Source organism: Pseudomonas entomophila (assembly GCF_023277925.1).
GTDB classification, from domain to species: Bacteria; Pseudomonadota; Gammaproteobacteria; order Pseudomonadales; family Pseudomonadaceae; genus Aquipseudomonas; species Aquipseudomonas entomophila_D.
Genome location: NZ_CP063832.1, coordinates 2,577,953 through 2,590,449, shown reverse-complemented (window position 1 = coordinate 2,590,449; position 12,497 = coordinate 2,577,953). Strand labels below are relative to the sequence as shown.

Annotated in this window: 13 protein-coding genes; all 13 read left to right on the top strand. The window is 64.0% G+C overall.

Translation table 11 applies throughout. From position 1 onward, the window contains the following. Positions 1 to 12 precede the first annotated feature (12 nt). The 13 genes from IM733_RS11270 to fliA all read left to right on the top strand — a co-directional run bounded on the left by IM733_RS11270 (position 13) and on the right by fliA (position 12,452). On the top strand, positions 13 to 1,371 hold the full coding sequence (locus IM733_RS11270) for a flagellar hook-length control protein FliK (protein ID WP_248920903.1): 1,359 nt from the start codon (positions 13 to 15) through the stop codon (positions 1,369 to 1,371). 190 nt (positions 1,372 to 1,561) lie between these two features. After that, positions 1,562 to 2,059, top strand: coding sequence for a flagellar basal body-associated protein FliL (gene fliL, locus IM733_RS11265; protein ID WP_213657713.1), 498 nt, complete (start codon positions 1,562 to 1,564; stop codon positions 2,057 to 2,059). A 10-nt stretch (positions 2,060 to 2,069) separates the two neighbouring features. After that, positions 2,070 to 3,038 carry a flagellar motor switch protein FliM gene (fliM, locus tag IM733_RS11260; protein ID WP_011534899.1) on the top strand — a complete coding sequence of 323 codons (969 nt, stop codon included), beginning with the start codon at positions 2,070 to 2,072 and terminating at the stop codon, positions 3,036 to 3,038. Between the two features lie 47 nt (positions 3,039 to 3,085). Continuing rightward, the gene (gene fliN / locus IM733_RS11255) at positions 3,086 to 3,541 is read left to right on the top strand and encodes a flagellar motor switch protein FliN (RefSeq protein ID WP_248920902.1); all 456 of its coding nucleotides are present in this window, start codon (positions 3,086 to 3,088) and stop codon (positions 3,539 to 3,541) included. Further along, a complete protein-coding gene (fliO, locus tag IM733_RS11250; RefSeq protein ID WP_248920901.1) occupies positions 3,542 to 3,994 on the top strand; it encodes a flagellar biosynthetic protein FliO in 453 nt (150 codons plus the stop codon). Positions 3,995 to 3,996: 2 nt separating this feature from the next. Beyond that, entirely contained in the window at positions 3,997 to 4,749 is a 753-nt protein-coding gene (gene fliP / locus IM733_RS11245; RefSeq protein ID WP_248921160.1) for a flagellar type III secretion system pore protein FliP, read from the top strand. A gap of 21 nt (positions 4,750 to 4,770) precedes the next feature. Beyond that, positions 4,771 to 5,040 carry a flagellar biosynthesis protein FliQ gene (fliQ, locus tag IM733_RS11240; protein WP_248920900.1) on the top strand — a complete coding sequence of 90 codons (270 nt, stop codon included), beginning with the start codon at positions 4,771 to 4,773 and terminating at the stop codon, positions 5,038 to 5,040. A gap of 7 nt (positions 5,041 to 5,047) precedes the next feature. Beyond that, positions 5,048 to 5,824 (top strand): flagellar biosynthetic protein FliR, encoded by a 777-nt coding sequence (gene fliR, locus IM733_RS11235; RefSeq protein WP_248920899.1) that lies wholly within the window; start codon positions 5,048 to 5,050, stop codon positions 5,822 to 5,824. 2 nt (positions 5,825 to 5,826) lie between these two features. After that, positions 5,827 to 6,969, top strand: coding sequence for a flagellar biosynthesis protein FlhB (flhB, locus tag IM733_RS11230; RefSeq protein WP_248920898.1), 1,143 nt, complete (start codon positions 5,827 to 5,829; stop codon positions 6,967 to 6,969). 346 nt (positions 6,970 to 7,315) lie between these two features. Beyond that, positions 7,316 to 9,445 carry a flagellar biosynthesis protein FlhA gene (flhA, locus tag IM733_RS11225; protein WP_248920897.1) on the top strand — a complete coding sequence of 710 codons (2,130 nt, stop codon included), beginning with the start codon at positions 7,316 to 7,318 and terminating at the stop codon, positions 9,443 to 9,445. 11 nt (positions 9,446 to 9,456) lie between these two features. After that, positions 9,457 to 10,767: a flagellar biosynthesis protein FlhF gene (flhF, locus tag IM733_RS11220; protein WP_248920896.1), complete on the top strand. Its 1,311-nt coding sequence runs from the start codon at positions 9,457 to 9,459 to the stop codon at positions 10,765 to 10,767. A 114-nt stretch (positions 10,768 to 10,881) separates the two neighbouring features. Beyond that, positions 10,882 to 11,715 (top strand): flagellar synthesis regulator FleN, encoded by an 834-nt coding sequence (gene fleN, locus IM733_RS11215; RefSeq protein WP_011534890.1) that lies wholly within the window; start codon positions 10,882 to 10,884, stop codon positions 11,713 to 11,715. Further along, entirely contained in the window at positions 11,712 to 12,452 is a 741-nt protein-coding gene (gene fliA / locus IM733_RS11210; protein ID WP_011534889.1) for an RNA polymerase sigma factor FliA, read from the top strand. The genes fleN and fliA overlap by 4 nt, the downstream gene beginning before the upstream one ends. Positions 12,453 to 12,497: the final 45 nt, after the last annotated feature.

Below are 12,497 nucleotides of genomic sequence, written 5' to 3'. Positions count from 1 at the left end.
GGAGACTTTTCAATGCCTGTCGCATCCAATCCATTGTTGCAAGCCGGCCTTTTGGGCAAGGCGGCGCGTCCGGCCCCCAGTGCGGCCGACAAACCGCTGCAGGCGGCGGGTGACCAAGGCGCGGGCTTCGATCAGGTCATGGCCCGGCAGGGGCGTGACGCAGCCCCGGCGCGCGATGACAAGGTTTCCCCGGGTGCTTCGGGGCAAACTAAACCCAAGGACAAGGTCGACGCCTCCAGCGGCAACAAGGATGGCAATGCCGCGCCTGCGGTTGCCGATGGCGGCAAGAAGTTGCCTGCCTCGGACAAGCCGCCTGCTGCCGAGGGTAGTGACGAGGCGGCTGACAGTGACGCCTCCGCGCGCCTGGATGCCAGCCTGGTTGCCGGGCAGGTGACCGACGCCCAGCCTGGCGCCCAGTTGCTGCAGGCCCAGGCCGAGGCGGTTGCACCGGTGCTACAGGCTGCGGTCCAGCCGCCCTTGCCGCCTGCTGCCCCGTCAGTCCCAAGCCCTGTGGTCCAGGAGGAGCCCGCGCAGGCGGCGTTCGACCCGGAGGTCGACCCGTTGGCGGATATGCCGACCTTGCGCCTGGCCCTCGAACAGAATGCCCAGGCGCGCGGTACCACCTCGGCGCATGCCGGCAGCGCTCGCGCCGACCAGGGGCAGCAGCCGACGGAAACCAATCAGGCGCCCGTCAATACCTTGGCGAGCCTGACCGAGAAGGTCGAGGCCGAGTCGGGCCGATCCGAGCGCGGTGAAAAAGGCTTCGCCGGATTGCTCGACGAAGGCCTCAAGGACCTCAAGGGCGCCAGCAGCGATACACGGGTGGATGATTTCGCCAATCGCCTTGCCAGCCTCACGCAGGCGGCCACGCCGAAGACGGCCAACGCCGTGCCCGTCACGCCGAGCCCGTTGCAGCAACCCTTGCAGATGAATCAGGGCGCCTGGGCCGAAGGGTTGGTGAACCGGGTCATGTACCTGTCCAGCCAGAACCTCAAGTCGGCAGACATTCAGCTCGAACCTGCCGAGCTCGGTCGTCTGGATATCCGCGTCAATGTGGCGACGGACCAGCCCACGCAGATCCACTTCATCAGTGGTCACGCAGGTGTGCGCGACGCCCTGGACAGCCAGGCCCACCGTTTGCGCGAACTGTTCACCCAGCAGGGGCTGGCCCAGCCTGACGTCACTGTCGCCGACCAGTCCCGTGGTCAGCAGCAACAGCAGCAGGCGCAGCAGGAGGGCTCGAACCTTTCGGGGGTCGCGGCTCGCCGTGCGGAGCGCGGGGAGGGTGAGCCAGGTGAACTGGCCGATGCTGCCCGTCCGGTGGAGCAGCAGGTCGTGATTGGCGACAGCGTGGTCGACTACTACGCCTGATCCCGTTTTGCCCGGGTTCAGGGGGGCATCTGTAGGAGCGGCTTCAGCCGCGATGCAGTCACTGCGGTGGCCTGACACCCGCTTTGCGGGTGATCGCGGCTAAAGCCGCTCCTACAGACAAATCTGGCATAACACTTGCTCAAGCCACGTCATCCTACTTAGAAACCCTGTTGGACGACGGATTATTGGCATGGCGAAGAGCGACGCAGTGAAAGACCCCGCCACTAAAGGCAAACTCAAGCTGATCCTGCTGCTGGTGCTGGCCTTGCTGCTGGCGGTCGGCCTTTCGGTGGGCGCGACCTGGTTCTTCATGCACAAGAGCGAGTCGGCGCCCGCCGTGGATCCGGCCCAGGCCAACGCCAAGGCGGCGGCGATCTACGAGCCCCTGGCGCCGGCCTTCGTGGTCAACTTCAACCAGAACGGGCGCCAGCGCTACATGCAGGTGAGCATCACCATGCAGGGGCGCAGCCAGGCAGACCTGGAGGCGCTGAAGGTGCACATGCCGGTCATTCGCAACAACCTGGTCATGATGTTCTCCGGGCAGGGCTTCGACACCCTCGCCAGCAGCCCGGTCGGGCAGGAGATGCTGCGTCAGAAAGCCACCGCGGTGGTTCAGGAAGTGGCGCAGAAAGAAGTCGGCAGGCCGGTCGTCGACCAGCTGCTGTTCACCAATTTCGTATTGCAGTAGGAGCACATAGATGGCCGTGCAGGACCTGCTGTCCCAGGATGAAATCGACGCCCTGCTGCATGGGGTGGACGATGGTCTGGTACAAACCGAGAGCGCTGGCGAGCCCGGCAGCATCAAAAGCTACGACCTGACCAGTCAGGACCGTATCGTGCGGGGTCGCATGCCGACCCTGGAAATGATCAACGAGCGCTTCGCCCGCTACACCCGCATCAGCATGTTCAACCTGCTGCGCCGTTCCGCGGATGTGGCCGTGGGTGGCGTGCAGGTGATGAAGTTCGGCGAGTACGTGCACTCGCTGTACGTGCCCACCAGCCTCAACCTGGTCAAGATCAAGCCGCTGCGCGGTACCGCGCTGTTCATCCTCGACGCCAAGCTGGTGTTCAAGCTGGTGGACAACTTCTTTGGTGGTGACGGTCGCCACGCCAAGATCGAAGGGCGTGAGTTCACGCCCACCGAGCTGCGCGTGGTGCGCATGGTGCTGGACCAGTGCTTCGTCGACCTCAAGGAGGCGTGGCAGGCGATCATGCCGGTCAACTTCGAGTACATCAACTCCGAGGTCAACCCGGCCATGGCCAACATCGTCGGCCCCAGCGAGGCGGTGGTGGTCTCGACCTTCCACATCGAGCTGGATGGTGGCGGCGGCGACCTGCATGTGACCATGCCCTACTCGATGATCGAGCCGGTGCGCGAGATGCTCGATGCCGGTTTCCAGTCCGACCTGGACGACCAGGACGAGCGCTGGGTCAAGGCCCTGCGCGAGGACGTGCTGGACGTCGCGGTGCCGATGTCGGCCACCGTTGCCCGTCGCCAGCTCAAGCTGCGCGACATCCTGCACATGCAGCCGGGTGACGTGATTCCGGTGGAGCTGCCCGAGCACCTGGTGCTGCGGGCCAACGGTGTACCGGCGTTCAAGGCGCGACTGGGTTCGCACAAGGGCACCCTGGCGCTACAGATCATCGACCCGATCGAACGCCGCTGATGGCGCGTCGATCGCTCTAAACGTATTGAAAGGTTGTCGAGGAAATCATGGCTAACGAAAACGAGATCAGCTCCCCCGAGGAACAGGCCCTGGCCGATGAGTGGGCTGCGGCCCTCGAAGAAACCGGCGATGCCGGGCAGGCCGATATCGATGCCCTGCTTGGCGGCGACGCCGGTGGTGATCGCCTGCCGATGGAAGAGTTCGCAAGCTCGCCCAAGCTCAACGAGAACGTCAGTCTCGAAGGCCCTAACCTGGATGTGATCCTGGACATTCCAGTGAGCATCTCCATGGAAGTAGGCAGCACCGAGATCAACATCCGCAACCTGCTGCAGCTCAACCAGGGCTCGGTGATCGAGCTCGACCGCCTGGCCGGCGAGCCGCTGGATGTGCTGGTCAACGGTACCCTGATCGCCCACGGCGAGGTGGTGGTGGTCAACGAGAAGTTCGGCATTCGCCTGACCGACGTGATCAGCCCCAGCGAACGTATCAAGAAGCTGCGCTGAGTGAAGGGCATGGTGCGAGCCGCCACGGCCTTCGCCGCGCTGCTGGTCAGCGAGGCGGTAATCGCCGCCGCCGAGCCCGCCACCCCGGTGGTGCCGGCGGCGAACCCGGGCAGCGTCAGTGGGCAGTTGGCGCAGATGGTCTTCGGCCTGCTGCTGGTAGTCGGCCTGATCTTCTTCCTGGCCTGGCTGCTGCGGCGCATGCAGGGCACCGCACAGCGCGGCGCGCCGGTGATCGAGATCGTTGGCAGTCGTGCTATCGGCCCGCGTGACCGGCTGTTGCTGGTGCAGGTCGGCAAGGAGCAGATCCTGATCGGGCATACCCCGGGCAGCATCGAGGCCTTGCACGTGCTCGCCGAGCCCGTCGAGGTGCCCGCTGGCGCGCGCCAGGCCGCGCCGGAATTCGCCCAGCGGCTGCTCGAGCTGATGGGCAAGGATCAAAAGGACAAGAAGTGATGATGGGCGCCCTGCGCATGCTGTTGACCCTGGCGCTGCTGCTGGCCGCGCCGCTGGCCCTGGCCGCCGACCCGCTGTCGATCCCGGCCATCACCTTGTCCAGTGGCGCGGACGGGCAGCAGGAGTACTCGGTCAGCCTGCAGATCCTGATGATCATGACGGCGCTGAGCTTCATCCCGGCGTTCGTCATCCTGATGACCAGCTTCACCCGGATCATCATCGTCTTCTCCATCCTGCGTCAGGCCTTGGGCCTGCAGCAGACGCCATCGAACCAGGTGCTCACGGGCATGGCGCTGTTCCTCACCCTGTTTATCATGGCGCCGGTCTTCGAGCGGGTGAACAAGGATGCCATCCAGCCCTACCTGGCCGAGCAGATGACGGCCCAGCAGGCCATCGACAAGGCCCAGGGGCCACTCAAGGACTTCATGCTGGCGCAGACCCGGCAGAGCGACCTCGACCTGTTCATGCGTCTGTCCAAGCGCACCGATATCGCCGGGCCCGACCAGGTGCCGCTGACCATCCTGGTGCCGGCGTTCGTCACCTCCGAGCTCAAGACCGCGTTCCAGATCGGCTTCATGATCTTCATCCCGTTCCTGATCATCGACATGGTGGTCGCCAGCGTGCTGATGGCGATGGGCATGATGATGCTGTCGCCACTGATCATCTCGTTGCCGTTCAAGATCATGCTGTTCGTGCTGGTCGATGGCTGGGCGCTGATCATGGGCACCCTGGCCAGCAGTTTCGGTGGCGTCTGACGCCATCAAGGAGGGCTTTGCATGACACCTGAAGTTGCAGTCGACCTGTTCCGCAACGCCTTGTGGCTGACCACCCTGATGGTGGCGGTGCTGGTGGTGCCGAGCCTGTTGGTGGGCCTGGTGGTGGCCATGTTCCAGGCCGCCACGCAGATCAACGAACAGACTTTGAGCTTCCTGCCGCGCCTGCTGGTGATGCTGATCACGCTGATCGTTGCCGGGCCATGGCTGGTGCAGAAGTTCATGGAGTACTTCATCAGTCTGTACACCAGCATTCCGCAACTGATCGGTTGACGCTGCGATGCTCGAGCTGACCGACACGCAGATCGGCACCTGGGTCGCCACCTTCATCCTGCCGTTGTTCAGGGTGACGGCGCTGTTGATGACCATGCCGATCTTCGGCACTAAAATGCTGCCGGCGCGGGTGCGCCTGTACGCCGCCCTGGCCATCACCGTGGTGATCGTGCCGGGCCTGCCGCCGCTTCCCGAGATCGACCCGCTGAGCCTGCGCGGTATGTTGCTGTGCGGTGAGCAGATCATTGTCGGTGCGTTGTTCGGGTTCTCCCTGCAGCTGCTGTTCCAGGCGTTCGTGGTAGCGGGGCAGATCGTCGCGGTGCAGATGGGCATGGCCTTCGCGTCGATGGTCGACCCGGCCAACGGCGTCAACGTCGCGGTGGTCAGCCAGTTCATGACCATGCTGGTGAGCGTGCTGTTCCTGGTAATGAACGGCCATCTGGTGGCGTTCGAGATCCTCACTGAAAGCTTCACCACCCTGCCAGTGGGCAATGCGCTGGTGGTCAATCATTTCTGGGAGATGGCTGGGCGCCTGAGCTGGGTGCTGGGGGCGGGGCTGTTGCTGATCCTGCCGGCGATCGCCGCGCTGCTGGTGGTCAACGTCGCGTTTGGTGTGATGACGCGAGCGGCGCCGCAGTTGAATATCTTTTCCATCGGTTTCCCGCTGACCCTGGTGCTGGGGCTCGGCATCTTCTGGGTCGGCCTGGCCGATATTCTTTCCCACTACCAGGCACTGGCCAGCGAAGCGCTGCAGTGGCTGCGTGAACTGGCACGGGCGCGCTGAGCATGTCGGAAAGCGAGAGCGGTCAGGACAAGACGGAAGAACCCACCGACAAGCGCAAGCGCGACGCGCGCGAGAAAGGTGAGATCGCTCGGTCCAAGGAGCTGAACACGGTAGCGGTGACGCTGGCGGGTGCTGGCGGGCTGTTGGCGTTCGGTGGGCAGATGGCCGAAACCTTGATGACCCTGATGCGTGCGAACTTCACTCTCACCCGTGAGGTGATCGTGGACGAGCGCAGCATGGGGGCGTTCCTGCTGGCGTCGGGCAAGATGGCGATCTGGTCGGTGCAGCCGGTGTTGATCCTGCTGTTCGTGATCTCCTTTGTTGCGCCCATCGCCCTGGGGGGCTTTTTGTTCTCGGGTAGCCTGTTGCAGCCCAAGTTCAGCCGGATGAACCCGTTGGCGGGGATCAAGCGCATGTTTTCCCTGCATGCGCTCACCGAGTTGCTCAAGGCGATGGCCAAGTTCCTGGTCATCCTGGTGGTGGCGCTGGTGGTGCTGGCCGGTGACCGCCAGGCGCTGCTGTCGATTGCCAACGAGCCTCTGGAGCAGGCGGTCATCCATGCCGTGCAGGTGGTGGGCTGGAGTGCCTTGTGGATGGCGGCCGGGTTGCTGTTGATCGCGGCGGCGGATGTGCCGTTCCAGCTCTGGCAGGCGCACAAGAAGCTGAAGATGACCAAGCAGGAAGTGCGTGACGAGTACAAGGACTCCGAAGGCAAGCCTGAGGTCAAGCAGCGTATTCGCCAGCTGCAACGGGAGGCGTCGCAGCGGCGCATGATGGCGGCGGTGCCAGAGGCCGACGTGATCATCACCAACCCGACGCACTATGCGGTGGCGCTGCAATACGACCCGGAGAAGGGTGGGGCGGCGCCGTTGCTGCTGGCCAAGGGTACTGACTTCCTGGCGTTGAAGATGCGTGAGATCGGGGTCGAGCACAACGTGCAGATCCTCGAGTCGCCGGCGCTGGCACGGGCTATCTACTATTCCACCGAGCTGGAAGAGGAGATTCCGGCGGGGTTGTACCTGGCGGTGGCGCAGGTGTTGGCCTATGTGTTCCAGATTCGCCAGTACCGGGCGGGCAAGGGCAAGGCGCCGGAGCCGTTGAAGAAAGATCTGCCGATTCCCGAGGATTTGCGGCGCGATAGTTGAGGTTGGCTGATGGGGCGGGCGCCGCTTGTGCGGCGCATCGCGGATGAATCCGCTCCTACAGCCAGCCGATAAATCGCGTCGTACACGCAGGGCAGGCAACCATGGCCTGTCAGGCATGGGCACGTTGCAACCGATGTAGGAGCGGATTCATCCGCGATGCGCCGCGCGGGCGGCGCTCGATCTCAATACCTCTGCAAAAACATCGCCTGGCCCCTGTCCGCCAACACGCGATCCAAGGCCCGCGCCCGGCAAAAAATCCCCGCCCTAAAAAAGTTGGAAGGCTTCTTGCAAAGGCAGCGCCAGGCGCCACGCAGGCGTCAAAGTTTTTGCTTGAAGAGGACTCGCGGTGGATCGCACTCAGTTAATCAGCAACGCCCGCAACAACCTGGCCGGTCTCGGCCGGGGCAACCTCGGCGTGCCGCTGCTGCTGCTGGTGATGCTGGCAATGATGATGTTGCCGATCCCGCCGTTCCTGCTCGACGTCTTCTTCACGTTCAACATCGCCCTGTCGATCGTGGTCCTGCTGGTCTGCGTCTACGCCCTGCGCCCGCTGGACTTCGCCGCCTTCCCCACCATCCTGCTGGTCGCCACGCTGCTGCGCCTGGCCCTGAACGTCGCTTCCACCCGGGTGGTCATGCTCCATGGCCAGGAAGGCCATGGCGCCGCGGGCAAGGTGATCCAGGCGTTCGGCGAGGTGGTGATCGGCGGCAACTATGTCGTCGGTGCGGTGGTGTTCGCCATCCTCATGATCATCAACTTCGTGGTCGTGACCAAGGGTGCCGGGCGTATCTCAGAAGTGAGCGCGCGCTTCACCCTCGACGCGATGCCCGGCAAGCAGATGGCCATCGACGCCGACCTCAATGCCGGCCTGATCGACCAGGCCCAGGCCAAGTCACGTCGTGCCGAAGTCGCCCAGGAGGCTGAGTTCTACGGCTCGATGGACGGTGCCAGCAAGTTCGTCCGTGGTGACGCCATCGCCGGCCTGCTGATCCTGTTCATCAACCTGATCGGTGGCATGCTCATCGGCATGCTGCAGCACAACATGTCCTTTGCCGATGCCGGCAAGGTGTACGCCCTGTTGACCATCGGTGACGGTTTGGTGGCGCAATTGCCATCACTGTTGCTGTCCACCGCCGCCGCGATCATGGTTACCCGTGCCTCGGGCTCCGAGGACATGGGCAAGCTGATCAACCGGCAGATGTTCGATTCGCCCAAGGCGCTGGCGGTGTCCGCCGGCCTGATGATCGTCATGGGCCTGGTGCCGGGCATGCCGCACATCGCCTTCCTCAGCCTTGGCCTGCTGGCTGCCGGTGGCGCCTACCTGGTGTGGAAGAAGCAGCAGAAGGCCAAGGTCGAAGCCGAGCAGGAGTTGCAGCGCCAGCAAGACCTGCTGCCATCGCCGCAGCGGGCGCTGGAAACCAAGGAGCTGGGCTGGGATGACGTCACTCCCATCGACATGATCGGCCTGGAAGTCGGCTATCGCCTGATCCCACTGGTCGACCGCAACCAGGGTGGCCAACTCTTGGCGCGGATCAAGGGGGTGCGCAAGAAGCTCTCGCAAGACTTGGGCTTCCTCATGCCTACCGTGCACATCCGTGACAACCTCGACCTGCAGCCCAGCGCCTACCGCCTGACGCTGATGGGCGTGATCCTCGCCGAGGCGGAGATCTACCCGGATCGCGAGCTGGCGATCAACCCTGGGCAGGTGTTCGGCACGCTCAATGGTATTGCCGCCCGCGATCCGGCGTTCGGCCTGGAAGCGGTATGGATCGACATTGCCCAGCGTGCGCAGGCGCAGTCGCTGGGCTATACGGTGGTGGACGCCAGTACCGTGGTCGCCACGCACTTGAACCAGATCCTGCAGAAGCACTGCCACGAGCTGATCGGTCACGAAGAGGTCCAGCAACTGCTTCAGGTGCTGGCCAAGGTCTCGCCGAAACTGGCTGAAGAGGTGGTGCCGGGTGTCATTTCCTTGTCGGGGCTGCTCAAGGTCCTTCAGGCGCTGCTCGCCGAGCAGGTGCCGGTGCGTGACATCCGCAGCATTGCCGAAGCCATCGCCAACAACCCGATGAAGAGTCAAGATACCGCCGCGCTGGTGGCGGTGGTGCGGGTCGGATTGTGTCGCGCTATCGTGCAAAGCATTGTCGGCGTTGAGTCCGAGCTGCCTGTGATCACCCTTGAGCCAAGGTTGGAACAGATCTTGCTCAATAGTCTGCAAAGGGCCGGGCAGGGTCAGGAAGATGGTGTTCTTCTTGAACCCAGCATGGCCGAAAAGCTTCAGCGTTCGTTGATCGAGGCAGCCCAGCGTCAGGAAATGCAGGGCCAGCCGGCCATCCTCCTGGTGGCCGGCCCGATCCGAGCCATGCTGTCGCGCTTCGGCCGCCTGGCTGTACCGAATTTGCATGTTTTGGCGTATCAGGAAATACCTGACAACAAGCAAGTCACCATCGTTGCCACCGTGGGCCCAAATGGCTGAGGTAGTGGGTTATGCAAGTTAAGCGTTTTTTCGCCGCCGATATGCGTCAGGCCATGAAGCTGGTCCGGGATGAGCTCGGCTCCGACGCCGCCATCATCGGCAACCGGCGCATCGCCGGCGGTGTCGAACTGACGGCCGCGCTGGACTACAAGCTGTCCGCCCTGGCGCCACGCGTACCCAATGCCGAGCTCGAGGACGAGCTGCGCAAGACGCAGTCGCGTATCGTCACCGCCCAGGCGCAGATCAATGACCGCAGCGAGCTGGGCGAGGGTAATCGCCAACTGTTCGCTGGCCAGTCGCTGACGGCCTCCGAGCCGCTGGTCGAACCGCACGTCGATGAGCCGGCGCCTGTCGCCGCGCCAGCGCAACCTGCGGTTGACCCGCGCCTGTTCGACGCCATGCGCTTCGAGCTGACCGGCCTGCGCGAGCTGCTTGAAGTACAACTGGGCTCGCTGGCCTGGAGCCAGTTGCAAGGCAGCAAGCCGCAACAGGCCAATCTCTGGCGTCGCTTGCAGCGCTTGGGCCTGTCCGGTGGCCTGGCGCGCGAACTGCTTGAGCTCACGGCCGAAATCGAAGAGCCGCGCCATGCCTGGCGCATGGTCCTGGCGCACCTGGCGCGGATGATCGAAGTGCCCGAGATCGAGCCGATCGAGGAGGGTGGGGTGATCGCCATGGTCGGCCCGGCCGGCATGGGCAAGACCACCACGCTGGCCAAGCTGGCCGCCCGCTATGTGCTCAAGTACGGCGCGAACAACCTGGCGCTGGTGAGCATGGACAGCTACCGCATCGGCGCCCAGGAGCAGCTCAAGACCCTTGGGCGTATCCTCAACGTACCGGTCACCTACGTCGACCCGGGCGAGTCGTTGGCCCAGGCCCTCGAACCGTTGCTGCGCAAGCGCGTGGTGCTGATCGACACCGCAGGCCTGCAGGCCAGCGACCCGGCGCTGCGCATGCAGTTGGAGACGCTGGCCGGGCGCGGCATCGCCGCCAAGAACTATCTCGTGCTGGCAACCACCAGCCAGAAGCAGGTGCTCACCGCCGCCTACCACAGCTACAAACGCTGCGGCCTGGCCGGTTGCATCCTGACCAAGCTCGATGAAACGGCTTGCCTCGGCGAAGTGCTGAGCCTGGCTATCAGTCATGAATTGCCGGTGGCCTACTTGACCGACGGGCCGCGTATTCCTGACGACCTGCAATTGCCGCGCAAGCACCAGCTGGTGAGTCGCGCGGTAAGCGTACAGATGCAGGACGAGCCCAGCGAAGAGGCCATGGCCGACATGTTCGCTGATCTCTACCACAGCCCCGGCAAGCGAGCGGGTTGAGGGTGAATACTGTGCAACGTACCTACATCATGGGGTTGCCCGGCCTGTCCGTGGCCTCGAGCATTCAGCCCCTCATGTGGCCTGGGTCCAAGCGAGACAAGGTAAAGAACAGACATGGGTAGCATGCATCCCGTACAGGTGATCGCCGTGACCGGTGGCAAAGGTGGCGTCGGCAAGACTAACGTTTCAGTGAACCTGTCCCTGGCGCTGGCCGAACTCGGCCGCCGGGTCATGCTGCTGGACGCCGACCTGGGCCTGGCCAATGTCGACGTACTGCTGGGCCTGACGCCCAAGCACACCCTGGCCGACGTCATCGAAGGGCGTTGCGAGCTGCGCGACGTGCTGTTGCAGGGGCCTGGCGGTGTGCGCATCGTGCCGGCCGCCTCCGGTACCCAGAGCATGGTGCACCTGGCGCCGGCCCAGCATGCCGGCCTGATCCAGGCCTTCAGCGAGATTGGCGACAACCTCGACGTGTTGGTGATCGACACCGCTGCGGGTATTGGTGACTCGGTAGTCAGTTTCGTCCGCGCCGCGCAAGAGGTGCTGCTGGTGGTCTGCGACGAGCCCACCTCGATCACCGACGCCTACGCCCTGATCAAGCTGCTCAACCGCGATTACGGCATGAATCGTTTCCGCGTGCTGGCCAACATGGCGCAGAGCCCGCAGGAAGGGCGCAACCTGTTTGCCAAGTTGACCAAGGTCACGGATCGCTTTCTCGACGTCGCCCTACAATACGTCGGCGCCGTGCCTTACGACGAATGTGTGCGCAAGGCGGTGCAGAAGCAGCGGGCGGTCTACGAGGCCTTCCCACGGTCCAAGTGCGCGCTGGCCTTCAAGGCCATTGCGCAGAAGGTCGATAGCTGGCCGCTGCCTGCCAACCCGCGCGGACACCTGGAGTTTTTCGTCGAGCGTCTGGTGCAGCCCACCAGTGCGGGGCCAGTGTTATGAACGCGAGCGGTTTCAAGATGTACAGCAAGGCGGCGAAAGACGCCCAGTACGAGCTGGTCGAACGCTACGCGCCGTTGGTCAAGCGCATCGCCTACCACCTGCTGGCGCGCCTGCCAGCCAACGTGCAGGTCGAGGACCTGATCCAGGCCGGCATGATCGGCCTGCTGGAAGTCGCCAACAAATACGACGCCAGCAAGGGCGCGAGCTTCGAAACCTACGCTGGCATCCGCATCCGCGGCGCCATGCTCGACGAGGTGCGCAAGGGGGACTGGGCGCCACGCTCGGTGCACCGCAACACGCGCATGGTCAGTGACGCGATTCGCTCGGTTGAAGCAAGAACCGGCCGCGACGCTAAAGATCACGAGGTTGCTGCCGAACTCCAATTGAGTCTCGATGATTACTACGGGATTCTGAACGACACCTTGGGCAGCCGCCTGTTCAGTTTCGACGACCTGCTGCAGGACGGCGAGCACGAAGGGTTGCACGAGGACGGAGCCAGCGGCCAGTTGGAGCCATCGCGGGACCTGGAGGACGAGCGCTTCCAGTCCGCCCTGGCCGATGCGATCGCCAACCTGCCGGAGCGCGAGCGTCTGGTCCTGGCGCTGTACTACGACGAAGAGCTGAACCTCAAGGAAATCGGCGAGGTGCTGGGGGTCAGCGAGTCGCGTGTCAGCCAGTTGCACAGCCAGTGCGCGGCACGTCTGCGCAGCCGGTTGGGTGAGTGGCGGGCGCGTTGAACCCAGGTTCGATGCAGTCGTTTTTTTAGCGGTACAGAATTGATT